At 52.3% G+C, this 25680-nt stretch carries 27 protein-coding genes; 16 read left to right on the top strand and 11 right to left on the bottom strand.

Annotated elements, in window-relative coordinates:
- Nucleotides 1-35 precede the first annotated feature (35 nt).
- The 4 genes from ET33_RS10505 to ET33_RS10490 form a co-directional block, all read right to left on the bottom strand.
- Nucleotides 36-371, bottom strand: a complete 336-nt coding sequence (locus ET33_RS10505) for a nuclear transport factor 2 family protein (RefSeq protein ID WP_036680416.1) — start codon at nt 369-371, stop codon at nt 36-38.
- A gap of 271 nt (nt 372-642) precedes the next feature.
- A complete protein-coding gene (locus ET33_RS10500; protein WP_036680413.1) occupies nt 643-2385 on the bottom strand; it encodes an alpha-glycosidase in 1743 nt (580 codons plus the stop codon).
- Between the two features lie 187 nt (nt 2386-2572).
- Nucleotides 2573-4723 carry an alpha-amylase family glycosyl hydrolase gene (locus tag ET33_RS10495; RefSeq protein ID WP_036680411.1) on the bottom strand — a complete coding sequence of 717 codons (2151 nt, stop codon included), beginning with the start codon at nt 4721-4723 and terminating at the stop codon, nt 2573-2575.
- Nucleotides 4724-4969: 246 nt separating this feature from the next.
- Nucleotides 4970-5704 (bottom strand): TylF/MycF family methyltransferase, encoded by a 735-nt coding sequence (locus ET33_RS10490; RefSeq protein WP_036680408.1) that lies wholly within the window; start codon nt 5702-5704, stop codon nt 4970-4972.
- Between the two features lie 229 nt (nt 5705-5933).
- Here ET33_RS10490 and ET33_RS10485 point away from each other — a divergent pair, with 229 nt between their 5' ends.
- The 5 genes from ET33_RS10485 to ET33_RS10470 all read left to right on the top strand — a co-directional run bounded on the left by ET33_RS10485 (nt 5934) and on the right by ET33_RS10470 (nt 9148).
- Entirely contained in the window at nt 5934-6920 is a 987-nt protein-coding gene (locus ET33_RS10485; RefSeq protein WP_051775243.1) for an ABC transporter substrate-binding protein, read from the top strand.
- 80 nt (nt 6921-7000) lie between these two features.
- On the top strand, nt 7001-7171 hold the full coding sequence (locus ET33_RS38390; protein WP_200879199.1) for a hypothetical protein: 171 nt from the start codon (nt 7001-7003) through the stop codon (nt 7169-7171).
- Nucleotides 7172-7263: 92 nt separating this feature from the next.
- A complete protein-coding gene (locus tag ET33_RS10480) occupies nt 7264-8088 on the top strand; it encodes a TrmB family transcriptional regulator (RefSeq protein ID WP_036680402.1) in 825 nt (274 codons plus the stop codon).
- Nucleotides 8085-8819, top strand: a complete 735-nt coding sequence (locus ET33_RS10475) for an AzlC family ABC transporter permease (protein WP_051775242.1) — start codon at nt 8085-8087, stop codon at nt 8817-8819. The genes ET33_RS10480 and ET33_RS10475 overlap by 4 nt, the downstream gene beginning before the upstream one ends.
- On the top strand, nt 8810-9148 hold the full coding sequence (locus ET33_RS10470) for an AzlD domain-containing protein (RefSeq protein WP_036680399.1): 339 nt from the start codon (nt 8810-8812) through the stop codon (nt 9146-9148). The genes ET33_RS10475 and ET33_RS10470 overlap by 10 nt, the downstream gene beginning before the upstream one ends.
- A 53-nt stretch (nt 9149-9201) precedes the next feature.
- On the opposite strand, the gene cysC is transcribed toward ET33_RS10470, so the two are convergent.
- A complete protein-coding gene (gene cysC / locus ET33_RS10465; protein WP_152570617.1) occupies nt 9202-9738 on the bottom strand; it encodes an adenylyl-sulfate kinase in 537 nt (178 codons plus the stop codon).
- A 179-nt stretch (nt 9739-9917) separates the two neighbouring features.
- On the opposite strand from cysC, the gene ET33_RS10460 reads away from it, so the two are divergent.
- Nucleotides 9918-10658 carry a sulfotransferase gene (locus tag ET33_RS10460; RefSeq protein WP_036680395.1) on the top strand — a complete coding sequence of 247 codons (741 nt, stop codon included), beginning with the start codon at nt 9918-9920 and terminating at the stop codon, nt 10656-10658.
- A gap of 82 nt (nt 10659-10740) precedes the next feature.
- Here ET33_RS10460 and ET33_RS10455 read toward each other — a convergent pair whose 3' ends face one another.
- Nucleotides 10741-11709 (bottom strand): class I SAM-dependent methyltransferase, encoded by a 969-nt coding sequence (locus ET33_RS10455; RefSeq protein ID WP_036680392.1) that lies wholly within the window; start codon nt 11707-11709, stop codon nt 10741-10743.
- A 222-nt stretch (nt 11710-11931) separates the two neighbouring features.
- Here ET33_RS10455 and ET33_RS10450 point away from each other — a divergent pair, with 222 nt between their 5' ends.
- Together ET33_RS10450 and ET33_RS10445 are read left to right on the top strand one after the other, a co-directional pair.
- Nucleotides 11932-12384, top strand: a complete 453-nt coding sequence (locus tag ET33_RS10450; protein WP_036680385.1) for a MarR family winged helix-turn-helix transcriptional regulator — start codon at nt 11932-11934, stop codon at nt 12382-12384.
- Nucleotides 12385-12476: 92 nt separating this feature from the next.
- Nucleotides 12477-13511 (top strand): serine hydrolase domain-containing protein, encoded by a 1035-nt coding sequence (locus ET33_RS10445; protein ID WP_036680381.1) that lies wholly within the window; start codon nt 12477-12479, stop codon nt 13509-13511.
- Nucleotides 13512-13516: 5 nt separating this feature from the next.
- Here the strand turns inward: ET33_RS10445 and ET33_RS10440 are convergent, their stop codons facing one another.
- Genes ET33_RS10440 through ET33_RS10430 form a run of 3 tightly spaced genes read right to left on the bottom strand, consistent with a single transcriptional unit; the run spans nt 13517 to nt 15503 of the window.
- Entirely contained in the window at nt 13517-14746 is a 1230-nt protein-coding gene (locus tag ET33_RS10440) for an adenosylhomocysteinase (protein ID WP_036680377.1), read from the bottom strand.
- Complete coding sequence (locus ET33_RS10435; protein WP_036680374.1) at nt 14734-14934, bottom strand: hypothetical protein; 201 nt, start codon at nt 14932-14934, stop codon at nt 14734-14736. Before ET33_RS10435 ends, ET33_RS10440 begins: the two co-directional genes overlap by 13 nt.
- Nucleotides 14935-14936: 2 nt before the next feature.
- The gene (locus tag ET33_RS10430; RefSeq protein WP_081890280.1) at nt 14937-15503 is read right to left on the bottom strand and encodes a class I SAM-dependent methyltransferase; all 567 of its coding nucleotides are present in this window, start codon (nt 15501-15503) and stop codon (nt 14937-14939) included.
- A gap of 207 nt (nt 15504-15710) precedes the next feature.
- Between ET33_RS10430 and ET33_RS10425 the strand changes: the two genes are divergently transcribed.
- Entirely contained in the window at nt 15711-16367 is a 657-nt protein-coding gene (locus ET33_RS10425; protein ID WP_036680368.1) for a hypothetical protein, read from the top strand.
- Nucleotides 16364-17164, top strand: coding sequence for a metallophosphoesterase family protein (locus ET33_RS10420; RefSeq protein WP_051775241.1), 801 nt, complete (start codon nt 16364-16366; stop codon nt 17162-17164). Before ET33_RS10425 ends, ET33_RS10420 begins: the two co-directional genes overlap by 4 nt.
- Nucleotides 17165-17258: 94 nt before the next feature.
- On the opposite strand, the gene ET33_RS10415 is transcribed toward ET33_RS10420, so the two are convergent.
- Both ET33_RS10415 and ET33_RS10410 read right to left on the bottom strand, forming a co-directional pair.
- Nucleotides 17259-18539: a zf-HC2 domain-containing protein gene (locus tag ET33_RS10415; RefSeq protein WP_036680366.1), complete on the bottom strand. Its 1281-nt coding sequence runs from the start codon at nt 18537-18539 to the stop codon at nt 17259-17261.
- Nucleotides 18526-19014 (bottom strand): RNA polymerase sigma factor, encoded by a 489-nt coding sequence (locus ET33_RS10410; RefSeq protein WP_036680365.1) that lies wholly within the window; start codon nt 19012-19014, stop codon nt 18526-18528. Before ET33_RS10410 ends, ET33_RS10415 begins: the two co-directional genes overlap by 14 nt.
- Nucleotides 19015-19222: 208 nt before the next feature.
- Here ET33_RS10410 and ET33_RS10405 point away from each other — a divergent pair, with 208 nt between their 5' ends.
- From ET33_RS10405 to ET33_RS10380, 6 genes are all read left to right on the top strand, one after another.
- On the top strand, nt 19223-19918 hold the full coding sequence (locus ET33_RS10405) for a response regulator transcription factor (protein ID WP_036680918.1): 696 nt from the start codon (nt 19223-19225) through the stop codon (nt 19916-19918).
- A gap of 4 nt (nt 19919-19922) precedes the next feature.
- Entirely contained in the window at nt 19923-21395 is a 1473-nt protein-coding gene (locus ET33_RS10400; protein WP_036680363.1) for a sensor histidine kinase, read from the top strand.
- Entirely contained in the window at nt 21392-22519 is a 1128-nt protein-coding gene (locus ET33_RS10395; RefSeq protein WP_036680361.1) for a hypothetical protein, read from the top strand. Before ET33_RS10400 ends, ET33_RS10395 begins: the two co-directional genes overlap by 4 nt.
- A gap of 164 nt (nt 22520-22683) precedes the next feature.
- Entirely contained in the window at nt 22684-23439 is a 756-nt protein-coding gene (locus ET33_RS10390; RefSeq protein WP_051775240.1) for a polysaccharide deacetylase family protein, read from the top strand.
- Between the two features lie 16 nt (nt 23440-23455).
- The gene (locus tag ET33_RS10385; protein ID WP_036680358.1) at nt 23456-24832 is read left to right on the top strand and encodes an ABC transporter substrate-binding protein; all 1377 of its coding nucleotides are present in this window, start codon (nt 23456-23458) and stop codon (nt 24830-24832) included.
- Between the two features lie 266 nt (nt 24833-25098).
- Entirely contained in the window at nt 25099-25674 is a 576-nt protein-coding gene (locus ET33_RS10380; RefSeq protein WP_051775239.1) for a GNAT family N-acetyltransferase, read from the top strand.
- Nucleotides 25675-25680: the final 6 nt, after the last annotated feature.

Genomic DNA, 25680 nt, shown 5'->3' with positions numbered 1-25680 from the left:
GTATATATCTTCTCCACTTGTTTTTTTAATTTTCACTAATCACCTTTAAGAAACCAAACCTTTGTAATTAGATCATCCTTTATTTCATACATTGCAACTGCTTCTATAATGGCACCTTCTAATCTTCCGGTTATTTCTTCATGGTCTATTACATATTTTCCGTGAAATATTCTTTTATCAACAGTTGCTAACATATTAGGGTATGATTCGAACAATTTATGATAGCGCTCTCTCATGGCCTCTTGCCCTTCTATGGTAAGTGTATTAGGAAAATCATATATTTTAACATCTTCACTATAACATCCCATGAATAAGTCAATATTTTTATCGTTATATGCTTGTAATTGTCTTTGTACAACAGATTCTCTCATACTACTTCCCTCCAAAAACAAAGATATTGTCAGTAGATAGTATATTAAAAATAGCCTCAAAGTAGAAGAGTTATCTAAGAGTAGATAAAATGGATAGAGATTCAGATCTCTTCTGAAACCTCTATCCATTCTTATTATCACCAATAAAATGTCCAACATTGTATTCAAATGCTTATCGATATTGGTTATATTGTACTTTCTCTAACTTTTAATAAAAATACTTGCGGAGCTTGTCCTTTTTTCGTGCGGACACTGGCTTTGAAGGCGTCCATTATTGCGCCAGCAGAAGACGGAAGCCGTTTGCGGGCAAGCGCAGTTGCAATTCGCCGTTGTCTGCGATCAGGTCTTCTTCGGTCAAGAGGTCCCTCCAATGACGGCCGGCGACCAGCAGAGCCAGCGTATCGGCTTCAGCCCCCGCATTGGCGGCGACGATCAAGCGGTCGCTGCCCAGCGAGCGTTCGTAGGCAAGGCGCATATCGTTTTCCTGCGTGAACAGGAAGGTCAGATCGCCCGTGCGCAGCGCTTCGTATTGTTTGCGCAGCGCGATGACTTGCTGGAAGAACGCGAACAGCTCGCGGTCCTGCTTCGCCTCGTCCCATTCCATGCATTTGCGGCAGCCGGGATCGTAGCCTCCGGTCAGGCCGATTTCGTCGCCGTAATAGACGCAGGGCGTGCCGGTCAGCGTAAATTGAAGCAACGTAGCCAGCTTCATCCGCTGCTTATCTTCATCGCAAAGGGTCAGCAGACGCACCGTATCGTGGCTTCCGAGCAGGTTGAAGGCGGCCTCGTTCGCTTGCTGCGGATAGCTTGTCAGGAGGGCGCCCAAGGCGTCGGCAAAGCTCGCGCCGTCCCGTTCCTTCTTGGCGGCAAACTCGTTGATAATATTCGTCAGCGGATAGTTCATCACCGCATCGAACTGGTCGCCCATGAGCCATGGCATGGAATCGTGCATAATTTCGCCGAGAATGTAGGCGTCGGGCTTGGCCTTCTTCACAACGTCGCGGAATTCGCGCCAGAAGCGGTGGTCGACCTCATTCGCCACGTCCAGACGCCACCCGTCGATGTCCATTTCTTCGATCCAGTACCTGGCTACATTCAGCAGGTATTCTTTGACTTTAGGATGCTCGGTATTCAGCTTGGGCATGATCGGCTCGTAAGCGAACGTATCGTAGGTCGGAATGCCGTCCTTGACGTCGAGAGGCCACTCCCGCACGTGGAACCAGCCGGCGTAACGGGAATCCGCTCCCTTTTCCTTGACGTCGAGGAAGGGAGGAAACGTGTGCCCGCAATGGTTGAAGACGGCGTCCAGCAGCACGCGGATGCCGCGTTCGTGACAAGCCTTGACCAGCTTCTTCAGCGTCTCGTTCGTGCCGAAGTGAGGGTCCACCGTCATATAATCCGCGGTATCGTATTTATGATTGGTGGTCGCTTTGAAGACCGGGTTAAAATAAATGGCGTTGACGCCAAGCTCGCTCAGGTGATCCAGATGGTCGATGACGCCTTGCAGATCGCCGCCGAAATAGTTTTTGGGCGTCGGCTCGCCGCCCCACGGTTCCACACCCTCCGGATCGTTGGCTGGATCCCCGTTGGCGAAACGTTCAGGGAATATTTGGTAAAAAATAGCATCTTTGATCCAAGCTGGAGGCGTGAATACGTCCACTGGATTCAGGAAGGGGAAATCGAACATTTTGATGCTGTCCTTCGGCTCTTCGTTCAAAATGCCGGTCTCGATCAACCAGACGGCTTCTTCGCCCGCTTCCAGCCGGAAGGCGTACTTCATCCGGCGCAGCGGCGGCTGGACCTCTATGTGCCAATAATCGAACAGCTTGTCGCTGATCCATTTGGCCATAGGGATTTCCTCGACGGTGCGGTCCCACGCGTATTTGTCGCCAACGATCAAAGCGACCCGTTCGACGTCATCCCGCTTGGTACGCAGGCGCAGATGGATCGTGCGCTCATCATAGGCATAGGCCCAGTTGGATTTCGGACGATGGTAAATGGCTTCCAATAACATCAGTGCATTCTCCTTCTTGGCAACAAAAAAAGGCACAACCCCGATGTAAAACGCGAGGTTGTACCTTTTGCTTGGTAGCATTGCCTTTAATTTTAGCTATACTATAGCATCTCATCGGCGGAAACTCAAGACCGATTCGCTTCTCTCGGACTGTTTTTTAGCATGCCGCAATCCATCGGCATGAGCATTAAGGCTGCCAGTTCACCGTTACGGTTGCCGTACCGCTGGAAGGCGTAGTAAACGTATGGTTGGATCCGCCTTCCCAGGTGACGGAGCTGCCGTTTTTCTTGAGAAATTTAAATTCGATGGCCGTTCCCGCTGGAACGCTGACATCGTAATACCAGTTCGGATACGCGTACATCACCTTGTTAAACAGCGGACCGATCGCTTTGGCCGGTTCCCACTGTCCGAGCTCGCTCACGCTGCCCGTCAGATAGACGTTTTCCCCCAGCGTCGTCGAGGCGTTATTCACCACGAAGCGAACGCTGACCTGCTCCTTGGTCAGGAGATTGAAGCTGTCGTACACGTTGCTGTCCGCCGCGCCGGCCGTTCTGACTTTGATGCCGTATTTGCCCGCTGTGGCTGCCGGTACGACGACTTTGATCTCGGTATCCTCCCAAGAGACGATATTGGCGCCGGTAACGGCTGTCGTGCCGAAATAGACCGTGCCCTTCGGCGAACCGAAGCCTCTGCCGTCAATGGTGACGGTATTGCCGGCTTTCGCCATCATCGGGCCGACATGTCCAATCGCCGGAGCCGTTTGCGCAGCCGTGTATTGCCAGACCGATACGCCGCCGGCGGCCAGTGTGAACGCGGATGCGGCTCCGCCGCTGCCTACCGTCAGGCCGCCACCGTTAAGCAGTCCTCCCAGCGCATCGGTGTAAGTGCCTGACGGCAGCGAAGTAACGAGCCCGCTGATCGAGGCGGGGGAGGTCAGGCTGCGGTTGATGGCGACGACCGCCGAGCTGCCGCCGAATTTGCGCTCGTAGATGTAGACGTCGTTGTTGATCCACCGCTGCTGCGTTGTTCCGTAAGCGATCGCCGGGTTCGACTTGCGGAGCGGGGCAAGCTTCTTGACGACGCTATAGGCGGTAGTCGCCGTCGAGAAGGAAGCCATCTTCGCCCGGTTGTTCGGATCGCCATTCCCGGTCATATATTGCTCGGTTCCGTAATAAATGGCCGGTACGCCACGGGAAGTCAGCGTAAAGGCAAGCGCCTGCTCCAGCTTCCGGTTGCTTGCACCCTGTACCTGGAAACGGTCCATGTCATGGTTATCGATGAAGGTCACCTGATCGTTCACTTGGGCATAATCTGCTGCCGTCCCGGTAACCATGCTGTCCAGGCCAAGCATGGAGTCCGTATTGTCGCGGAACACTTGCCGCACTTTTTGCCCGAACCGGAAGTCGAGCAGGCTCATGCCGCTTTCGTTGGCAAAATTATGATTCGCCGGATCGACCTCGTTCGTGCCCAGAAACCATTCGCCGAACGTGAAGACGGGCTTTGTGTTGTAGATGGAAGCCATCCAATTTTTTTGCCAGCCGAAAGGCATATGCTTGACCGCATCCACCCGGATGCCGTCAATACCGAGATCCAGCCAGGTTCGGATCGCTTCTTTAAAATACGTATCGATGAAGCTGTTATTGTGGTCCAGATCCGCAAGATCGAACAGGTTTTTGTAGATCCCGTTTTCTAGCGTCGAAAAATCCGTCCCGCCGTTATGGTGGAAATAACGGTTCGTATCTCCGGTATAGCTTCCGACCAAGGCGCCGTTATTGTAAAGCTTGCCGTTTTCTGCGAAGGCGGCGTTCGTCTCCATGGCCGGGGACGTATGGTTCGGCGCAAAATCGATAATGACCTTGATGTTTTTGGCGTGAGCGGCATTGATCAGGTTTTGAAAGTCGGTCATGCTGCCGAAGGCGGGATTCGTCTTTTTGAAATCGCGCGCCCAGTAGCCGTGGTAGGCGGTGCTGTTCGCGTCGGAATAGCTGATGACGGAATAAATATTTTCGACAGGCTGAGAAATCCAGATCGCGGTAATGCCCATGCCGGTCAAGTAGCCGTCGTTGATTTTATTAACAATGCCCTGCCAGTCGCCGCCGCAATACAGCTTCAGATTGCTGCTGCAGGTGCTGTCGAACGCGTTCCCGGTCGGATTGTTGCCCGGATTGCCGTCGGAAAACCGGTCGGTTACGATCTGGTAAATGACGTCCGTCGAAAAGTTCTGCTTGTTGGACACGGACGTATCCGGAGAGGCCGACACCGGCAGTGAAAGCGGGGGCAGGGCGGCGGTTAGCGACATCGCGAGAACGGCTGCAAGAAGTTTCGGCAAAGTTTTCAATATGATGGCCTCCTGGTTCCTAAGTTTTGTGTAAAATGAAACGCTTACATTTTTGTTGTTTGCGTGCGGTTTCCGATGGATCACCCCCTTAAAAGCGAACAACCCCGGCGTCTCCTAAGAGATACCGGGGTTGTTTTTCAAACCGATAGCGGTCTAAAAAATGCATGGCCCTTATGTTGATCTTCTACAAGGTTATTGTAAAATCGGTTGCATCCATTTGTCAATGGAGAGATTTTTTTCTTCAGTTTACGGCTTTGACTTGCGCCAAAATACGCCGGTCGTATCGATCGGAATGAGCGGGTCCTCGATGTTGTGCGTTTTCCGGTAATCGTGTACCGCGGCCGAACAGTAACCGATCGAATAGTCGTCGATAATGACATAGCCTCCGACAGATACTTTCGGGTACAGGTTCATCAAGCTGTCCATCGTCGAGGAATACATGTCGCCATCGAGCCGGGCAATGGCGATTTTCTCAATCGGCGCCGTCGGCAGCGTGTCTTCGAACCAGCCTTTCAGGAAGCGCACCTGATCATCCAGCAGATCGTACCGCTGAAAATTTCTGATCACTTCGGATAACGAGACTTTCAGAAATTCCTGCTCGTGGAATATAGACCCCTTATCGATGGGATAACGGGCTTCGTCCGGGGCAGGCAAGCCTTCGAACGAGTCGGTCACCCAGACGCGCCGGTCCTTCACGCCGTTCGCTTTCAGAAAGCCTCTCATAAAGATACATGCTCCGCCACGCCATACCCCCGTCTCGATAAAATCGCCTTCGATGTTCTCCGCGAGTACGGAATCCATATGCTGATGCAGACTGTCCATGCGCAGCCTGCCGATCATACTGTGCGCGATCATCGGCCAGTCCATGCCTTGCCTGCGGTTCTCGACGGTAGCACCGGGTTCGTGTTCCAGCCATATTTCATACAAAATCGTTTTCTTCAGCAACTCGAGATACAATTCTTTCGCCGTATCGCTCGGCATGCTCTCACTTCCTCTCGGTGTCGTTCCGCTAAACCTAATATATTCGGTTTCACCGGCAAGGTGTGAGCGTTTGTCCTGTGCGCACGGGTGGGGAAGACCGGCATAGCCGAAAATGTATTGACAAAACAGCTAATATCAGGTAATTTCTTTCGTGACAATGATAATCATTATCATCATTTATTAAGCACATTGGGGGAGAGCGTAGTTGTTAAAACAGTTTGGATTTAGAATGTCTGCTTTTTTTCTGCTTTTCATGATGATCGTCCTTGCAGGCTGCGGAACGAAAGCGCCGGAAACGGGCGGGAACGCAGCTAACGGTACCGACAGCAAAGGAGCCGCTTCTTCAGCTGCACCTGCGGCCAAAGCGGACGAGGTACGGAAGATCAAGCACATCATGGGCGAGACGGAAATCAAGGGAACGCCGAAGCGCGTCGTCGTCTTGACGAACGAGGGGACGGATGCCGTGCTCGCGCTGGGCATTAAGCCGGTCGGAGCCATTCAATCGTGGGAAGGCGAGCCGTGGCACGATCATATCAAAGCGGAGATGGATGGCGTCGCGGTGCTCGGCTACGAGGATCAACCGAATCTTGAAGCGATTGCCCAGCTCAACCCCGATATCATTATCGGCAACAAAGTGAGGCACGAAAAAATTTACGACCAATTGACGAAAATTGCGCCAACGGTATTTTCCGAAGAGCTTTCGGGACGCTGGAAAATCAATTTCACGTTCTATGCGGACGCTCTGAACAGAAAAGCCGAAGGCGAGAAAGCGCTGATGGAGTTCGATCAGCGCGTAGCCGACGCCAAAACCAAGCTTGGACCGAAATTGGCGAGCAAAGTGTCCATCGTCAAATTTTCGTTCAAAGGCACGCAAATCTACAAAAAGGACACGTTCAGCGGCGTGCTGCTGGAACAGATCGGGTTCGCTCGTCCGGCATCTCAGGACAAGCCGGAGTTTGCCGAAATGATCTCGCAGGAAAAAATGGATCTCATGGATGGCGATATTTTGTTCTATTGGGTGTCCGAATCCAAAGGGAAAAGCGAAGTTTCGAACAAAGCGAAAGAATGGTTCGACAGTCCGGTATTTAAAAACTTAAACGTCGCCAAAAATAATAAGGTGTTCAAGGTGAATGAGACGATCTGGAACACGGCGGGCGGCATTAAAGCGGCCAATCTGCTGCTGGACGACATCTTGAAGCGTTTTGAAGTGAAGTAGCATCCCGTTCGGGCGCAAAACAGTCGGAATTCCTGTTTTTAGATTAGGAAATCCGGCTTTTTTGCATCGGAGGGAGGCGCATGCAAGCGATGCAGGCCCACTTGATCGCCATAAAGTCCCCGGGGCTAGTCAGACTGCGGCGTATGCTTGCGCCGGTGATGCGCCGGACACCGATTTTTCATCAGATGAGGAATAAGATTGCTCTAGGCGTTCAGCGGGTGGATGTGAGCACCTCGTATTTTATGAGGTAAAACCGGCCTCAAACAAGATACATTTTGACAATTGGAATCCCTTTCGTTTAAAGTAGGTAGTATACTAACTACTATCGTTCGGAGGGTAAGTTATGGAAGACGTATTCAAGGAACTGCAAAAGCTCGGCTTTTCGCCATACGAGTGCAAGGCTTACGTCGGCCTGCTGAAGTCGCACCCTGTAACCGGCTACGAAATCAGCAAGCGTTCGGGGGTGCCCCGGTCGATGATTTACGAGGTGCTCGGGAAGCTGATGGACAAAGGCGCAGTTCATCTTGTTCCTTCCGAGCCGGTAAAATACGCACCGGTGCCGGCGGACGAATGGATCGGCCGATTGAGGAAGCAATTCGACCAATCCTTTGCGTATTTGGAGAAATCGTTGACGATGCTTCAGCAAGAGCGGGAAATGGATGTGATCTGGCATATTCGCAGCGACGAATCGGTCATGAACGAAATCGCGGATCTGATCGGCAGAGCGGAGAAGGAGCTGTGGCTTTCCGTCTGGGAGCCGCAGGTTCCCGAGGTTAAGGCGTCGGTGGAGCGTCATCTCCGGGAAGGTGTTTCTGTTTTTTCCGTTCTGTTCGGAGCGCCGGAGACGCAAATCGGGACGACCTTTCACCATGACTACATGACGCCGGAGGTGGTGAAGGAGCGTACCGGCGGTTGTTTGACGATTGCCGCCCGGGACGGTCAAGAGGTGCTGATCGCGAACTTTTCGGGGGAATCGACCGCTTGGGCGGTCAAGACGTACGACCCGGCCCTCGTGCTGGTGGCGACGGAATATGTCCGGCACGACATTATGCTCGAAGAAATCACGGTCCAATTCGGTCCGGAGAAGCTGGATGCGCTGTGGCGGAATAACCCGGCCCTGACTCATGTCGTGACCGGAAAACGGATCGACGGACGGGAGGAACCATGAGCGAAAAGCCTATTCATGCGACTTACCCGGGGAACACTGGAAACGAAGAAGGCTTTATTCAAGGCGTGAAGGACTGCCTGCCCACGGTGCTTGGCTACTTGAGCATCGGCTTCGCAGCCGGCGTCGTCGAGAAGACGGCAGGGATGTCCCTTGCCGAAATTGCGCTGATGTCCTTGCTGCTCTATGCCGGTTCGGCGCAGTTTATCGCTGCCGGCATGATGGCGGCTGGAAGCCCCGCCACAGCTATCATTTTTACCGTATTTTTCGTCAATTTGCGCCATCTCTTGATGAGCGCTGCGCTGGCGCCTTATTTTCGGCATCTGCCGGTATGGAGAAATGCAGGGATCGGCTCCCTGTTAACCGACGAGACGTTCGGTGTAGCCGCTTCCCGATTAACGGGCAAGTCCAAGGGCAGCGAGAAGTGGATGCACGGCTTAAATGTGACCGCCTATCTCAACTGGCTCATCGCCAATGTGGCCGGGGGCATTTTCGGTCAATGGATTCCCGACCCGGAAAAATTCGGGCTGGACTATGCGCTGCCTGCCATGTTCATCGGGCTGTTCATGCTTCAACTGATGGAGCGATCGAAGCCCGGCGTAGATCTCCTCGTTGCATGTAGCGCCGTGGTGACGGCCATTGCCGGGAGTGTTTTTATATCCGAAAGCGCAGGCGTGCTGATCGCGATCTTGATTGCTGCAAGTATAGGAGTGTGGATTGAAAAATGGAAATAAGGCCGAGCTTTTTATGGATGCTTCTGGGAGCGTCGCTCGTGACGCTGCTCCCGAGAATTTTGCCGCTTATTGTGCTGAGCCGCATCCGTTTGCCGGATTGGGGGCTTCGCTGGCTCGGGCATATCCCGATTGCCGTGATGTCCGCTTTGCTGGCGCAAGAGCTGCTCGTTTCGAAAGGGGCTTTCTCGCCGCAGCCCGTCGCCCTGCTGTCCGCCGTTCCTGCCTTTGCCGTAGCTTATTTCACGCGGAGTTTGTTGGGCACGGTTGTGACGGGGATTGCGGCGACGATGCTGTTCCGTTACCTTTCATCGCTGCTTGCCTTGTCATGAAATAGGTATCGAGAGGGGATAGGGAGTGAGATCGAAGCGAAGGAACGGTTTACTCAGAAACGCGCGTCGATATAACCCCTTGCGATTAAATACTCCACGACTTTGGCTGCGCTTGCTTCTTCGGTTTCCTGCTCTGTATCGACGACAAGCTCGGGCTGTCCGGGCTCTTCATACGGATCGGAAATCCCCGTAAAATGAGCAATTTCCCCGTTGATCGCTTTCCGGTAAAGTCCTTTGACGTCCCTGCGGATACATTCCTCCAACGAGCATTTTACATATACTTCGATAAAAGGGGCAATTTCCTGGCGTACATAGTCTCTCATGGACCGGTAAGGGGATATAAAAGAAGCCAGCACGATCACCCGGTTGCGGGTGAGCAGCTTGGCCACGTAGGCCACCCGCTCGATGTTTCGGAAGCGGTCTTCGCGCGAGAAGCCAAGATCGGCGCAAAGCTGCCGCCTTACCACGTCGCCGTCCAACAGTTCGACGGGGAGTCCTGCCGCTGCGAGCTTTTCTTCGACAAGCCGGCAGATCGTTGTTTTTCCGGCGCCGGACAGACCGGTTAACCAAACCGTGGCTCCGCTGGACATATGCATTTCTCCTTTGTTGAAAATGTTCATGAAATAAGGACAATGTCTATGCGGCAAATGATTATACAGGATACATTTGACGGGCATAGACATATAAGAAAGATGCTTGAAGATGGCACCTATGGTCGACGAACCGCATCCGGACTTGGCTGCCATTTTGAGCGAAAAGGGGAATTGGAATGGATGTCATCATCTCGGCCGTCACTAACCGGACGGGCTCAACTTTAGTCCAGCGCATCTTCAATGCCCGCCGGAAAACGCTGATTTGGGGAGAGCACGGCGGAATCGTAACCGAATTCGTCAGAATCGGCGAGTTGGCAGGACACTTCTCGATCCAAGGCAGGGAGGAAAAGGAAGCTTACTTCATGAGTGGCGAGAATCCGAACACCTGGATCGCCAATATGTCGCCCGATTTGGAGCGGATCAAGGAAGGGATCGTTCAAGGTGTCAAGGCATGCTTTAGATCCATGTATGCGGAAAACCGGGACAATCACGACCGAATCGGCTTCAAGGAGGTCCGTTACGGGAAACCGGAAATCGAATTGCTGAAAACATGCTACCCGGATGCCGTTATCGTTCTCATGGTCCGTCATCCCGTTGATGTATGGAAAAGCGAAACGTCATACTGGTCGGGGGATGCTGGCTTGTTCGGCCATACCTGGAACGAGCGGGCGCTGCAGTATGCGGAGCTTCACAATCCGGAGCGGGGCCTTCATTTGTTGCGGTACGAGGAGCTTGTCGAACGGGATGAAACCGCGCTCGGTCTGCTGGAGGAGCTGGCCGACGTTTCGCGCGGCAAGATCGACAACGTGCTGAACGTGAACTTGAACAGCACCCGTACCGAGCGGCCAGCCGCCGATATCGAGCAGATTCGGGCAATTTGTCAGGAAGGGATGGAGCGGCTTCGCTACATGGATTAAATCGTGCAATCGGGAGCCTTGTTCATTGAAAAGGCTCCTAACTTTGCCCGTAAACCTGCTTCGCGCAGAAAGGCGTTCGACGCTAAGCTTGAGCCTTCCGCAAGGTGGTCATCGAGAAGCCGCAGCCCTGCAGCAGCGTATCGATAAACCGGTTTAGAGCGGGATTGCCCGTATCCGCAACGCGGGATTGTGTGAGCTCGTTGCCGTAGATTTGCAGCAATTGGTCGGTTAAATATTTGTTGAGCCAACCCGTGACAAGGTCTGCTGCGACGCGGCTCGTCGGATTGTCGATGCCGGCGAACGCCGTGTAGAATTCCTCACCCCAGAACCGGCTGTTGAGAATGTTGCCGATGTTGAGGAGAGGGCGGATCGGAAAAGGGAACGCTTGAACGATTTCGAAGTGCTTGGAAAACCGGTCGAGGATGTCTTCCAGCGTTTCGACGCCGATATGTCCTTCCATATACACGTATTTGCGCACGGTATCGTCCGGATTTTTGGGATTGCAGTTCAAATAGTCGATAAACCCCGACTCAATTCCGTGAAAGCCGTATCCGCCGGGCTTCGTAATGCGGCTTATTTCCGCAATCATCGGATCCTTGCTCCGGAATTCCACATGACCGAAGAAGTCCATCGTATAGATGAAATCGAACTCGCTGTCGGCATACGGCAGCCCTTGCACGACATCGTACGTCACAGCATGGTCGAAGCCGTTCTGCTTGGCGATCTCAATGCAGCTTGAGCTCATATCGACGCCGAACAATTCAATTTCCGGGAAAAAATGCTTCAGTCTCGCTCCAAAGGTTCCAGAGCCGCATCCGACTTCGAGCACCTTGACCGGGTGGTTTCCGGGATCGGACAAGCAGCGACGAAGCGCTTCGTGCAGATAATGCGCTTTTTGGTAGATAAGCGTATTCTGCGTTACCCGACCCTCGTTTGCTACGACACCCACCACATCGCCGTATGCGTATCTTTCCTGGTAATAAGCGGCAGGATCGATGTCGAATAGGGCGTAGGTAATATCGTCCTTCGTAAAAGGAGTTTTTTCGCTCAACGTTCATTCCTCCTCGGATCGTGCGCAGCCCGCGCAGTCGCATAAACCACTATATTCCGCGATCGCATGCGGCGAAACCTCAAAGATGGACCTTCTTGCGAAATTTGGCATTCGATCCGGAGTTAATGCGGGACGGACCGGCTGGCTCCGGTAAATTTGACATGCGGATGGGAAAACAAGTAAACTAATATTGAAGTAAACTTAATAGTTAAGGTGATTAAGATGAATGAAGAGCTGATCCGGTACGTGAAAGAGATCAACAAAGCCGAGTACGACACCAATGTGATGCTAACGCTGGAATATACCGCGTTGGTCGATGAGACGATTACAGATAAGCAGCTCGTTGTGCTCGGTATGGTTCATGAGCACGGCCGGCTCAATACGGGCGAGATAGCCGATAAAATGGGAATTACGCCGAGCGCCGTCAGCCAATTTCTCGGCAAGCTGGAGAAAGCGGGGTACATCAAGCGGTCGATCAATCTAAGCAACCGCAGAGAGATCATCGTCGAGCTGGCTCGGCGGGGTACCGAGTATATGGCCCGAAACGAGAAGATCGAGCGTTCCATTATTGAGCGCTACTATTCGAAGCTGGGGATGGACGATATTTTGACTTTGAGAAACATTGTCTTGAAGCTGAAAGCGATTGTTGAAGAGGAGCAGGCGAAAGGAAAGTAATTTTTTTTGACAAACTGTTAAGTTAGCTAAAATATTAATATAAATTAATTGTTGGATAACGAAATCGACTCCAAGAGAGGAGATCAACTCAAATGCGCGTTAATCATACGGCGAATGTTGAACATGCTGTCAAGCGTATCGTTCAGCCTTATGTCAGCAAAAGGAAGCATGTGGTGCTGTCGGTCGGCATTTTACGAGGAGGGGAGCGGCTTGTATACGGCTTCGGGGATTTGCGGCCGTTCGGAGCGGTATCCTACGACAACCTTATGTACGAAATCGGCTCGATTACGAAAGTGTTCACAACCTCGCTGCTCGCGCTGCTGATCGCCGAAGGGTCGCTTCGCCCGGACGACTCGCTCGGGAAGTTCGAGCCTTCCCTTCCCGGCCGTCATCCGGTGACGCTTGCCCATCTGGCTGCGCATACGTCGGGGCTGCCGGGCTTTCCGGTCTTCAAAGCATGGTGCAACCGTTTCGATAAAACGCAGCATCGCGATCCATACTGCCACTTTACGCCGCAGGAAGCCTTTTCCTATCTGCGAAACGTTCCTCCGGGCAAAGTAGGGCGCAAATTTCACTATTCGAACGAGGGAACGGGGATACTCGGCAGGCTTCTGACGACATGGCTGGGAACGGATTACGAGACGGCTATCACCGAACGTCTATGTGAGCCGCTGCATTTAACGGACACTGGCATCTCGCTGCCGCCGGAGCAGCAGGCGAGAATGGTTCCGGGCTATGCGGGGAAAGACGAGCAGCGGCCCGAGACGCTGCTGCGCGATTATCCCGGAGCCGGAGCGCTTCGCTCCACGCTCAACGATCAGCTCACATTTCTATCCGCCCATTTGGGCGGCCATCCCAACGAAGAGTTGTGTCAAGACCTGTTGATCAGCCAACAAACCTATGCGCGTCACAGCAAGACGATTGGCGTCGGATTGGGATGGATTATTGATGAACGAGGCAAGTTCGCTTGGCATAACGGATCTACGCACGGATTTTCCAGTTTTATGGGGTTTCATCAAGACCGGTCGTCCGGCATTGTCGTGCTCTCGAATTACCGGTCCGGTCTCTTGAGCGATTCCGTCGACCGGATCGGTCTCGACTTGCTCGATCTATTGAAAAGGCCGTAGCCAAACTACCGGTCCGCAGCCTCGTCGATATTCGCTCCGAGCGATTGAAGCTTTAAGACAGCAATTTCCTCGCCCAGCGCGTAGGGCGCCTTCAAGACCTCATTGCCCAGCCGGTCGTAATGCTCATTCATATATTGGAGCGACAAAGCCAGCAGAGCCAAGCGCATATCGGTCATCTCGGCGCAGTTGTGGTCCGCGGTTATCCCGTTCACAGGCAGCTTTGCGTCATAGATATAAATGCTCCGCCCGTCGATAAGCTCATACCGCTCTAGATTTTTCCGAACGGTGCAGTGCGATACGGCGATATCCGCAAGCTCGTTCGTATTGATCTCGCCGCCGACAAGCCCTGTCTGGCAAAGCAAGACGCCGTCTTTCATCAAAAAGTAATGCTTCCCGCCAATCGTATCCAGAGCTCCGGTGGCGGTGATCAGAAGGTCTCCGATCAAGGCCGCTTCCTGCAAGCGCATGACTTGGCAGCCATCCATAAAAGCCTCGACCGCCTTTAACGGATCGATTTCTGCGGCCACGACGTGGGCGCCGAGGGCCTTGGCCTGCATGGCGATCGCTTTGCCGCGCCGGCCGTAGCCTGCGACTACGACGGTTTTGCCTGCTGCGGTGAAGTCCGTCGTCCGCAGCATGTCATCCCATACGGCCGGTACGGTTCCGCACCGGCGGTCAAACGTATCCATGTCGAGGGCATCGTCTGGAACGATTATCGAAAACGGAAGCCGTTGTTCCTTTTCCAGTCTCGTCAGGTGCAGCAGACCGGCTCTCGTCCGTACCACGCCGCCGCGAATGCCCGCAAGCAAGTCCGGGCGCTCCGACTGAATCATGCCGACGAATTCCCCGCTGTCGTCAACGATCAGGTGAGGCCCCGTCTCCATGGCGCAGATAAGCCGTGCCTTGGCAGACTCCGGCTCCGAATCGGATTGGGCGATCACGGTGATTCCGTCGGCTGCCAAGGCGGCGCTTATCTCGCCATCGTTCGAGTGTGGGCCGCCGCTGGTTATGACCAGTTCCGCGCCCCCGGCCTGGAGCGTCTTCCCGAGACAGGCCGTCGCCGCTTCCAGAGGAAGAGCAAGAACGATCTTCAGTCCCTTGAGCGGTTGCCCGAGCACGAACCGGTCTCGGATTCGGCCAAGAACGGGCATTTGCGAGCTAGCCCGGACGATCTTCACCCTTCCTGCCTGCGTTAAGCCGTTATCGTCAATCCAAGCATGGACTATGGCTTGCATCGTTGTTTATCCCTTCCTTTCCACGGTAGTATTAGAAATACGCAAACGAGCAATAGTGCGATGATCCGATAGGGAAATTCGAGCCAGCCCAGTACACAGCCATAAATGAGATAACCAAGTTCTTGAAACGGAATCGTTTCGCCCGTCGCCATCCGTGAGAGCCAGGAGAGAAGCGACACGATATCCATCGTCAGCTCTCCTCCTTACGGCATACATACACAAACGCCGGAGGGACATTGAACGGAACGAAATGAATCCCTTCAATGGCAAATTGTTTGCTGAACTGCTTGCGCATTTGCTGTGAATATTGAAAAGCGATAAACTGTCCGCCCGGTCTGAGGGAGGCCGTAATTTCGCTAAGGAGCCGATCGCACAAGCTTTGCGGGAAATTGAAATACGGAAGTCCGCTGATCACGCAGTCGAGCGAATCGATTCCTTCTGTCCGCAGAACGGATTGCAAACATCGGGCATCGTCGTAACAGGCGCAGTCGTCAAATCTCTCCCGCAACCGATCGCGCAGCTCCGCATCTCTTTCAAACAAAAGAGCGCGGGTATTGTCCTTTTTGGCCTTCTGAATATATTCCGTAATCGCGCCCGTACCGGCGCCAAGCTCCGCGACAGCGTTCACGTTCTCCCAGGCCACCGATTCGACCATCTTTTTCGCCAAAAACGCGGAGCTTGGCGTCACGCTGCCGATTTGTTGAGGTGCGCGCGAGAACTTATACAAGAACAGCAGCTTTTCCTGAAGCGTGCTCATGCCAATACTCTCCCTTCTCCATCTGCTTTCTTCATATCCTATCGAATAAATCTTCAGAACGAGCGCAGAAATTTCTAAAGGAATTCTGAAGAATTTATAAAGCGAATTAATCCAAATTATTCGGCGTGTGGGTTTGCGGCAACATTTTTGTTAAAATGGAACATGTTCCGCACGTACCAAACTTCTGCATGAAGAAAGGGGATTGAGATGGCATCACGTACTGTTTTGCCGACACCGGATGAATTGAAGCGGCGCTTGCTGACTCTTGCGGCCTTGGACATGATTTTATGCCCGGAAGAATGGCTCCGGTATCATACGTTTATTCCGAATTGGGCACCAAACGTCTCGCTTGCGAAAATCGACAACGGTGCCGGAGATCACTTGTTCGTTTTGTTTGCGCCGGAGGGCGTCATATTGAAAGGGTTCGACCACGAATCCGAGCTAAGCCCGCACGCCCGAGACGAGTATGCGGTATGGCCGGGAATCTACGACGGGGCGCCGGAAGCTTTGCTGGCCTTTCTGGAGGATGAAGCGCTGGAGAAAGAAGACGTAACCTTCTGTATATGGCGCGAAACCGGCGACTCGCAGTGGAGAACGGGCAAAGTGCGGATGCCGAAAGGCGCAGACGACGGCTCGGATTTTTTGCTCGGAGCGATCTGCGAAACGCCGGAGGACTATGCGGACTGGGCGGAAGGCTACTTCGACATGCCGATTCCGATCGAGCCTGTCAAAGCATTGTATGAGGCCCCCGCAATTAGCGTAGAGGCGATCCGTTCCTTGAATCCGGAACGAAACGTAGAGGAAGCTCTTCCAGAGCTTGAAGCTTTAGGGATTACGGTGACGGACCGGGGCAGATTATCATGATCATGAGGATCGAATCGCTTGGCGCGGAGCCTGTAGAATGGTTCGCTTATCGGACCGCGACCGGCTCGGGCGGTATCGAGGAAGCGCAGCTGCCTGTGTACGTGGGGCGGATGAGCACTTTGCCGTCGTCGGTCGACGCGCTGATCGTGACCTCCGATTTGCAGGGGATGATGCGGACCACGGACGGGAACGACGTCATGCTGGGCGAAGGACTCCCCGACTATTTGTCGCTGCTGATCGGCATCGAGCGGTCCGATCTTGCTCCCGATCGGGTCGGGGTCCTGCTGTGCGGCGATCTGTATGGTGACCTCCAGCGAGGAGGCAGCGGCGATCCGTCCGGCGTATGGCTTAAATTTGGCGAAACGTTTCGCTGGGTCGTCGGAGTCGCTGGCAATCACGATCTGATGGACGATGCCAAGAAGCGGCAGCTTTCCGGCCGAAGCAACATCTGTCCGATCGACCGGCCGGGAATCGTTGAATTCGGCGGCGCGGCATGGGGCGGTCTCGGAGGCGTGATCGGCAGACCCGACAAGCCGAACCGGATGACGGAAGCGGACTACCTGCAAGCCTTGCGCAAGCTGCTTAACAAGCAGCCTCACGCAATGCTGCTTCATCAAAGCCCGGATGTGCCGGAGCGGGGATGCGCAGGCAGCCCCGAGATTCGCGCTGTACTGGAGAGCGGGCCGGAAGCGCTCGTATTCTGCGGCCATTCCCATTGGGACGACCCGCTGGCTTGCCTGCCCGGCGGAACACAAGTCTTGAACGTCGATGCCAAGGTGTGCATCTTTATAAGATAGGGCGGAGCTACGGAAGCCGATTATGAGCAGACGGAGACCACCGGCCATATCGGGCCGGTGGTCTCCGTCTGCTCTCCCGGGCTTTCCGTTGCGGCTAAGGCTGATCCTTTGGCCGCTCCGGATCGAACGCCCGGTAGCTGCCGGGCAAATCCTGCTCCGTCGTCAGCTTGGTCAGCTCTACGGTTTGAATGTTCCCGCTTGGGTCCATCGCTTTAATCTCGACGCTGCGATAATTCAGCTTCCGCTCTTGCAGCGTACGCAGAACGGCTGCGCTTTTGGCCAAAAACGCTTCCTTCGTCAGCTTCTCGTATCTTGCATCAGATGCGCCGAATAGGATCTCGTAGCGCAGCTTCCCGCTCTCGCTGGCCCGCAGCTTCTCCGCTTTGTCCAGTTTGTCGGGGGACAAATAATGGAAGTTGGCGTCCAGGTCGTCCTTCGTAATCTCCAGCTTCGCTTGCGGCGATGCTTCAACGGTAAGCGAAGGCACCGGATCGACCGCTGCGGCGATCGCGGTTTTCAAATCGTCGCTGCGTTCTTCGCCAAATTGGTTGTCCAGCTTAAATTTGTACTCGTCGGTCACGCTGCCGTCCCGGTAAAACCCGATGCTCGCCGTCTGCCGCACCCCGTTCATCACAAATTCGTATTTCCCATAATGCAGCTTGTCTTTGAAGCTGAAGTACACTCCCTTGAAGTCGAGCGTCCCTTGTTCATACGTCCGGTTGACGTAATCGTTCGTTTGAAGCAGCGCCTTCGTATATCCGACCGGATTGCCCCAGAAGGAGAAATAACCGGCGCAGCCGAAGTAAAGGATCGCCGCTCCCAGCGCCATTAATCCCGCTTTGACTGCCAGTTTTGCCTGCCTGAGCCCTAGCCTTACAAGCATTGCCGCCCCGACGCCGACCGCCCCGTTGACAAGAGCGATCACGGTAAAGAACGGAATATAGCTCGAATTGTGCTCGCTTAACAGTCCGCCGAGCAAGCCGAACGGAATCGTTGACGCAATAATCGGCGACGAACGGGAGTAGTATAAGCGGCATACGAACGGAGTGAGGATCAGGAACGGAATCGTCGACAGAAAGTGAACCTCCGCACCGCTGATAATGCAGGTCATCAGCATCGCTACCAGGACGCTGACCAGCTTGATCCTGCGCTGATATTTGCCGAGCTGCGCTATCAGCTCCTCAATCTGCCGCTTCTTGTCTGGCTCGGGCCGGCTCTGCTCGTGGCTCTCGTAATCCTGCTTCACCGCCTCGTAGAAGCGGCGGCACTCCTCACAATCCGCAATATGCCGTTCCACAAGCGCCGCACTCTCCTCACTCGCGAGCCCCTCGACATGGAGCGGCATTAAATCTTTCACGATACTACATGTATTCATCCTCGCCGTACTCCTTTCTCAGCTTTTCTTTCATCCGGTAAAAATTAACGCGGCAGTACGTTTCGGTCCGGTCGGTCAATTGCGCAATTTCTTTAAAAGATAGTCCATGGAGCAGCCGCAGCCGCATAATATCCCGATGGGGCGGATCGAGCCGGTTCAACCGCTCCATGATTTGCTCAGCCAGCACCTTGTCGCTAAAATCCGTATGGGCGGCGAGCTCCGATTCGGGAGAATCGTCCAGCGGAAGCTGGATTTTGTTTTTTCGTAGGCTCCGGTACAACTGATGCTTGGCGATGCCGAACAGCCACGTTTTTATCGAAGAGTCGCCCTTGAAGCTATCCATATGCCGGAGCGCCTCGAGGAACGTATTTTGTATGATGTCGTCGATATGGTCGGGGTTCGGGTACCGTGTAACCAGGAAACGGTATAAATCGTCGTAATAAAGCAGATAGATCTTCGTTATCGGATCATACATTAACGCACCTTCTTGTCGGCTCGGTTTCGTAAAAGCTTCTTCTCTCACATATTAGTGCCCGCATGCCCCGTTTTCGTTACAGCCGTCCTATCCAAAATTGTAAAAGAGCCCGCACATTTTGTCAGCCAAATGCTGGCGCTTTTAACATCGAAGTAGATCGAAAGCCATGAGGTATGCTACCATGTTCGGTAAGAATGGAGTGGACAAGATGGACAAAGTGAAAATTTTAATTATCGAAGACGAAGAAGCGATCGCGGACTTGCTGGCCTACGGCTTGAATAAAGAAGGCTTTCTTACGACGATTGCCCATACCGGAGCGGATGGGCTCAAGGCCATCGAGCACTTCCAACCGGATCTGCTGCTGCTTGATTGGATGCTCCCGGACGTCAGCGGGCTCGATATATGCAAAAACGTAACGGAGACCCGGAACATTCCGATCATCATGCTGACGGCCAAATCGGACATTACGGACAAAATTGTCGGCCTGGAGTTTGGCGCTGATGACTATATTACCAAGCCGTTCGACCTCCGGGAAGTGATCGCGCGCATCCGCACGATACTCCGGAGAATGACCCATCCCCATAAGCCTGCGGAAGAGCAGGCCGACGAGCCGGTCCGATTCAAAAATATCGAGATTACCGAGAGCGAGCGGCTGGTCCGGAAAAATAACGAGATCGTCGAACTGACGCCCAAGGAATTCGAGCTTCTGATGACGCTGTACCGGCACAGGGGCAAAATTTTTACCCGGACGGAGCTGCTGGACTTCGTATGGGGCTACGAATATGTCGGCGATACGCGAACGGTCGATATTCATATCCAACGGCTGCGCAAAAAGCTGGAGGCGGGCGATGTGATCGTGACCGTGTTCGGGGTGGGGTATAAATTTGACAAACAGGTGGATTAAAGGCATGATCCCGGCACCGACCATTAAAGTAAAATTTTTGTTGGGTCTCTTTGTTATTTTCGCCGCCTCGTTTTTGCTGCTTAATCACTTTATCGTACAGATTATCGAGACCAGCAACGAGAAGATCATTACCCAGGACTTGATCGGCCTCAAGAAGAACAGCAGTGTCTATGTCAAGCAGGCTTTTATGATCAATCATTTCGGCAACGACGAGATCTATTTCCGGCAAATGGCGAAGGACGTGGTGGAAGAGCTTCGGCAGGTCACTTCTAGCGAGATTAGCGCTTACGGCGTAAATGGAGAGCTGGTCTATGCTTCGGCCGGGTGGAAAAGCTTGAATACGGCGGGCGACGATCTGGACCATGCTTTGAACGGCAAAACCTCGTACACGATCAACTACACGGACAGTGCTGCGGAAGCTTACTACTCGTATCCGGTCGTCATCGATGGGAAAAAAGTAGGGATTTTGCGCTTCGCCAAAGACTTCTCCTTGCTGTATGAGCAGAGCAGGCATATTTTGGATTTTATTTCGTACGTTACGATCGCCATCTTCGCTGCTGCGTTTATCTTTTCGTATATTTTATCGCGAAACATCACCATCCCGATCGTCAAGCTGACCAAGGCATCGACGGAAGTGACGAACGGCAATCTGGATATCCGCCTTTCATTTCGAAGGAAAGACGAAATCGGCCAGCTGGCGGATAACTTCGGGACGATGATCGAGAAGATCAAGGCCCAGATCGGGCGCATCCAACAGGACCGGGACCGGTTGGAGGAGCTGAACCGCCATCGCAAGCAGTTTTTCGACAATGTGACGCACGAATTGAAAACGCCGCTGACATCCGTCCTGGGCTATGCCCAAATGATCAAGGAAAACGGGCAAACCGACGAAGCCTTCTTCGACAAAGGCATGAATCATATCGTCGACGAAAGTAAGAGGCTCCACGATATGGTGGTTAAATTATTGGAGCTTTCCAAGGAAACGTCCGACCAGGAAGCGTTCGAGCCTGTCTTGGCCGGGCGGCTGCTTCAAGACGTATGCGAGGGCATGAAATTCAAAGCCGAGCGGTACCGGAAAACGATTCGCTGCGAGGTGGAGGACGGGCTGTGGGTTGATGGAAGCGAACCCAAACTAAGGCAATTGTTCATCAATATTATCGATAATGCGATTAAGTACAGCTTCGCGCATACGGCGATTTCGGTGAAGGCGCAGCTTGTCTCCGGCCGCGTGCATATGACGGTTGCGAATCAAGGGGAAGACATTCGTCCGGAGGATTTGGCGAAAATTTTCGAGCCGTTCTACCGGGCCAATATGCGGAAGTCCAAAGAATTAGGAAGCTGCGGCTTAGGGCTCAGCATCTGCAAAGCGATTGTCGACGACCACCAGGGGAGCATTGCGATCCGCAGCGCCGATCAGGAAACGAGCGTAGCGATTGAGCTCCCTTATACGAAGCCGAAGAGAGGACATGCAGAATGAAACGGATATTCCTGTGGGCGGCGGCGTTTGTTTTGCTGGCCGTTATTGTCACCGGCTGTACGGGGGCGCTGAAATCGAAGACCGTTATTATTCCCGACGCGGAAGAAGGCCGCGAGCCGCAGAGCTTAAGCGAGACATTCGAAGTGAGCAAAATTTATAAGCTGCCGGAGAACGAGGAGGGCGAGCTGTTCGGCTGGACCGACAAGGAGCACGTGCTTGGATATTTTGGTAAAAGAGGCCGGGAGCGAAGCTTCGAGCAGTTGGACTACGAACTCAAGACCCGGCAGTCATGGCCGGACATCAATGGATTTGTGCACGGCGTCAAAGTATCTGCCGACGGCGCGTATGCTTCGTTTTCCGTTCAGACCGGCGGCAAAGAAAAGCTAATGCTGCTTCGTTTGGCGGATCAAAAGCAAACTGTCCTGAGGGAGTGGACCAACAAAGAGGGTGTTGTCGTGGCGGGACAGATGTCGTGGTCGAATAACGGGCGCTACGTCTCCTTTGTGCAAGAGAACGGGAACCAGAAGGCTGTCATTGTCGTTTATGACGTGACACGTCAGGAGACGAAGGAATTCAAGTTCCCCGGGAAAACGGAGAACCATCACTTTTACTCCGTTCAGGTTTCGGATGACGGGGCAAGCGCGTTAATTTTCAAAATCGCGGCTCGTCAGGCATACATCGTTTTCGGTTCACTTCAAGGCGATGCCTTCGTAAGCCAGTATGAGCATCCCGTAAGCAGCGAGGGAAACGGCGATTTTGTGAATGACGATCAAATTGTTTTTGTCGGGGAGGAAGGTTCGTTAACGTTATTCGACCGCCGGAATGCGAAGACAACGATTTTGCTTGAACGGAGCGGCGTGTTTCAGCTCTCGCGCGACCGCAAATATATCGCCTACTCTAAAGGCCGCGAAAATCTGTACGTGGCCAAGCTGCAAGGAAACAATATCATGAACGAAAAAGAAATCTACAAGGGAATCGTTCCCGAGCAAATCGAGTGGAGCCCGGATAACCGGAGGATGCTGCTGAACGGCAGGAAATGGTATGAGTCCCATCCTGTCGTCAGCGCCCCGAGTGCCGCGCCTTTTTCCCAAAACAATTCCCTATTTATTATCGAATTTAAGTGAAGCGTCCCCGTGTCTTGCTGCGCATGATACGGGGGTTTTTTGTCGGAAAGTGTCCTTGTTTAGACGCTCGGTTACATTTTGTTTACAACTCGGAGAAGTTTTGGTAACAATGTTGACTTATAACTAGGTTCAGGGAAACAAATTTCATAGAAAGGTTGAACGAGATGAAGAGGACAAAACAACTGCTGCGTTTGCGGATTGGCATCGTTATGCTTGCGTTGCTGTCCGGCTATTTTATCGTCGATGCGATGCTCCCCCAGACGGAGGCGAAAGTAAGAGAGGCGAAGAGTGAGCAAGTCCAGAGTCAGACGAACCTGAAGCCGCCGAAGAAGGACAAGCTGGTCGCGCTCACCTTTGACGACGGGCCGGATGCGAAATATACCGTCAAAATTTTGGACATTTTGAAGAAGTATAACGCGAAAGCGACTTTTTTCGTCGTCGGCTATCAGGCGGAGAAATACCCGGACGTTCTATCCCGCATCGTCAAGGAAGGGCATATGCTGGGGAATCATACGTGGAGCCACAAGGATCTGACCAAGTTGAACGGGCAGCAGATCAACAATGAAATCGTCAAGCTGAACAAGGTGATCCAAAGTGCAACGGGCGAGGTCCCCAAATATGTCCGAACGCCTTACGGCGCAGTTTCCAAAAAAGTGACCGAAGCCATCGAGCAAAACGGTCAGCACAATGTGCTGTGGAATGTCGATACGCGGGATTGGGCGGGAGCGACGCCGGAGAACATGCTGAAAAACGTCAAAGCGAATCTAAAGCCCGGAGGCATCATTCTGATGCACAGCTTCGGCGGCAAAAAAGGAGATCTGAGCAATACGATCGAATTCCTGCCCAAGATGATCGAGGAGTTGCAGGAAGAAGGCTATTCGTTTGTGACGATTGATGAATTGGAATCAAAAAGCTCTTAACAGGAGGGAAAGAGAAATGAGAAAAGCATGGCTAGGCCTAAGCGGCTGCCTATTGATGATCGCGGCGACGGCTTGCAGCGCCGGTGGAGGCCCTGAAGGAGCGACGCAGCAGGAAGGCGGACCGAACAAGAACGAGACGCAAACGGAAACGGCAAGTCATACCGCCGAATCCGCTCAAACACAGGGTGGCAAGAAGACGGTTGTACTCTCGACGTTTTTTGAGGACGATTTTTTCAAAGACGCGAAGCGCAAATATGAGGAAAAGCACCCGAATATCGAGATCCAGCTTAACTTTGTCCCAACGGACGACAGTCATGGCGAAGAAAACACGGAAAACTTTATCAAAAAGACGAATACGCAAATGTTATCCGGGAAAGGACCGGATCTGGTGGAGATGGACCTGCTGCCTATGGATAACTATGTAAATAAGAAAGTGCTCGCCAATTTAAGCGACATGATGGAGAAGGACCCCGAGTTCAAGAAGGATCAATATTTCCAGAACATTTTGGAAGGAATCAAGCTGAACGGCAGCGTCTACGGGATGCCGGTCAATTTCTTCTTGTACGGCCTTGTCGGGGACGAAGAGGCGATCCGGAAAACAGGGGTGACCTTCGACGACGCCCGTTGGACCTGGAGCGAATTCAGCGAGACGGCCAAAGCGCTGGCGAAGAAAGGGGACCAGCGTTATGCCTTTATGGTCAATCCCGCCGGACTGTTAAATGAAATGGTAAAAAATAATTATTCCTTATATGTAGATCAGGTCAACCGGAAAGCCAACTTCCAATCCGAGCCCTTTATTCGCTTAATGAAGCAAGTAAAATCGATGTTTGAGGAGAAGGTCGTGACGGAAGAGCCGCGCAAATCGTATTTCACAATGACGCATATCATTTCACCCGCGGATTATATTTTGACGCCGAAGGAAAATTTCGCTCAACCCAAACTGTATTCCAAACCGAAGGGAGAAGGCCAAAAAGCCGGAGATTTTTTCCGGACTTACCGGACGATGGGCATAAACGAGAAATCCACCGTGAAGAAGGAAGCCTGGGATTTTATCAAATTTCTGATATCCGAGGAGAAGCAGTCACCGGAACGAGCCGGCTTTCCTCTGAACAAAGCCGTATTTCACAAGCAGGTGAAGCAATTGCTCCAAACCGGAAAAGTCAAAGCTCACGAGGAAGGACCGCTGAAGGGCAAGACGTTCCAAGTCACCGAAGCGGATCTTCAGGGATTGGAGCAGCATCTGTCGGGGGCCGTCTATCAGGTGGCGTTCAAGCCTTCCAAGCTGGAGGACATTATTATCAAAGAATCGGAAGCCTTCTTCAAGGGCCAAAAGTCCGCGGAGGACGTGGCGAAGCTGATTCAAAATCGGGCGACGACTTTCTTGAACGAATGAAGATGAATTGGAAACGATTCTTTGTTTTTCATTGAATATAATCTTAGATTTTGCTACAATTTGTTAGGATATATTTGAAAGGGGAATTAACTATGCCAGCAACTTTGTAATGGTTGATCTGTCTATAAATTTTCACTATTACAAGGATGCAAAGCATAGTGTGTCTTTAATCACATGATGTAGTGAATCCTTGTGGTTACCTGCATTTTGTGATATTCCTTTTCTTGCACTGCTTTGTATTCCTTCTATACAGTAGGAGGATATCAATGAGTAATTCACAAGATATGGGCAAAAACATCTTTACTATAGAGTGTAAAGATATAATTTTGAGAGAGTATCGGGTTGAGGATTTAGACGAACTCCACAATATTACCTGGCAACCTCACTTTTATGAATTTCTAATGGATTGGAATGTATCTAAGGAACAAAGGGAAGACTGGATCAAAAATTACGAAATACCAGATAACAAACGATTTTTAAATGCTTTATCAAAAGATGGAGATGTTGGAGAACTACGTTTGCGATTGGGTATTATATCCAAAGATTCTGGTCAGTTTATCGGTGTTTGCGGTACAGGAATGTTAGATAAAGTATCACCCCCAAATAGAGAGATTTTTTTTGGGATCTCAAAAGACCACAGGAACAAGGGTTTCACGACTCAAGCTGCAAAAGGATTAGTTAAGTATTTGTTTGATAATACCATTGTCGAGGAACTCATTGCGATCGCTCAAATACGTAACCTTCCATCGAATAAAGTGATTCAAAAATGTGGGTTTGAATTTCTAAACGACATTGAGATTGAAAATAGGAAATACAAGTATTACAAACTTAGAAAGAACTAGCTTCGG

Source organism: Paenibacillus tyrphae (genome assembly GCF_000722545.1).
GTDB lineage: Bacteria > Bacillota > Bacilli > Paenibacillales > NBRC-103111 > Paenibacillus_G > Paenibacillus_G tyrfis.
The sequence above is the reverse complement of the archived record's forward strand: the minus strand, read 5'-3'. Positions and strand labels throughout refer to the sequence as shown.

Coding starts and splice junctions, on each gene's coding strand:
- ET33_RS10505 (WP_036680416.1), bottom strand. CDS start 371: ATGAGAGAATCTGTTGTACAAAGACAATTACAAGCATATAACGATAAA.
- ET33_RS10500 (WP_036680413.1), bottom strand. CDS start 2,385: ATGTTATTGGAAGCCATTTACCATCGTCCGAAATCCAACTGGGCCTAT.
- ET33_RS10490 (WP_036680408.1), bottom strand. CDS start 5,704: ATGCCGAGCGATACGGCGAAAGAATTGTATCTCGAGTTGCTGAAGAAA.
- ET33_RS10485 (WP_051775243.1), top strand. CDS start 5,934: ATGTCTGCTTTTTTTCTGCTTTTCATGATGATCGTCCTTGCAGGCTGC.
- ET33_RS38390 (WP_200879199.1), top strand. CDS start 7,001: ATGCAAGCGATGCAGGCCCACTTGATCGCCATAAAGTCCCCGGGGCTA.
- ET33_RS10480 (WP_036680402.1), top strand. CDS start 7,264: ATGGAAGACGTATTCAAGGAACTGCAAAAGCTCGGCTTTTCGCCATAC.
- ET33_RS10475 (WP_051775242.1), top strand. CDS start 8,085: ATGAGCGAAAAGCCTATTCATGCGACTTACCCGGGGAACACTGGAAAC.
- ET33_RS10470 (WP_036680399.1), top strand. CDS start 8,810: ATGGAAATAAGGCCGAGCTTTTTATGGATGCTTCTGGGAGCGTCGCTC.
- cysC (WP_152570617.1), bottom strand. CDS start 9,738: ATGTCCAGCGGAGCCACGGTTTGGTTAACCGGTCTGTCCGGCGCCGGA.
- ET33_RS10460 (WP_036680395.1), top strand. CDS start 9,918: ATGGATGTCATCATCTCGGCCGTCACTAACCGGACGGGCTCAACTTTA.
- ET33_RS10450 (WP_036680385.1), top strand. CDS start 11,932: ATGAATGAAGAGCTGATCCGGTACGTGAAAGAGATCAACAAAGCCGAG.
- ET33_RS10445 (WP_036680381.1), top strand. CDS start 12,477: ATGCGCGTTAATCATACGGCGAATGTTGAACATGCTGTCAAGCGTATC.
- ET33_RS10440 (WP_036680377.1), bottom strand. CDS start 14,746: ATGCAAGCCATAGTCCATGCTTGGATTGACGATAACGGCTTAACGCAG.
- ET33_RS10435 (WP_036680374.1), bottom strand. CDS start 14,934: ATGGATATCGTGTCGCTTCTCTCCTGGCTCTCACGGATGGCGACGGGC.
- ET33_RS10430 (WP_081890280.1), bottom strand. CDS start 15,503: ATGAGCACGCTTCAGGAAAAGCTGCTGTTCTTGTATAAGTTCTCGCGC.
- ET33_RS10425 (WP_036680368.1), top strand. CDS start 15,711: ATGGCATCACGTACTGTTTTGCCGACACCGGATGAATTGAAGCGGCGC.
- ET33_RS10420 (WP_051775241.1), top strand. CDS start 16,364: ATGATCATGAGGATCGAATCGCTTGGCGCGGAGCCTGTAGAATGGTTC.
- ET33_RS10415 (WP_036680366.1), bottom strand. CDS start 18,539: ATGAATACATGTAGTATCGTGAAAGATTTAATGCCGCTCCATGTCGAG.
- ET33_RS10410 (WP_036680365.1), bottom strand. CDS start 19,014: ATGTATGATCCGATAACGAAGATCTATCTGCTTTATTACGACGATTTA.
- ET33_RS10405 (WP_036680918.1), top strand. CDS start 19,223: ATGGACAAAGTGAAAATTTTAATTATCGAAGACGAAGAAGCGATCGCG.
- ET33_RS10400 (WP_036680363.1), top strand. CDS start 19,923: ATGATCCCGGCACCGACCATTAAAGTAAAATTTTTGTTGGGTCTCTTT.
- ET33_RS10395 (WP_036680361.1), top strand. CDS start 21,392: ATGAAACGGATATTCCTGTGGGCGGCGGCGTTTGTTTTGCTGGCCGTT.
- ET33_RS10390 (WP_051775240.1), top strand. CDS start 22,684: ATGAAGAGGACAAAACAACTGCTGCGTTTGCGGATTGGCATCGTTATG.
- ET33_RS10385 (WP_036680358.1), top strand. CDS start 23,456: ATGAGAAAAGCATGGCTAGGCCTAAGCGGCTGCCTATTGATGATCGCG.
- ET33_RS10380 (WP_051775239.1), top strand. CDS start 25,099: ATGAGTAATTCACAAGATATGGGCAAAAACATCTTTACTATAGAGTGT.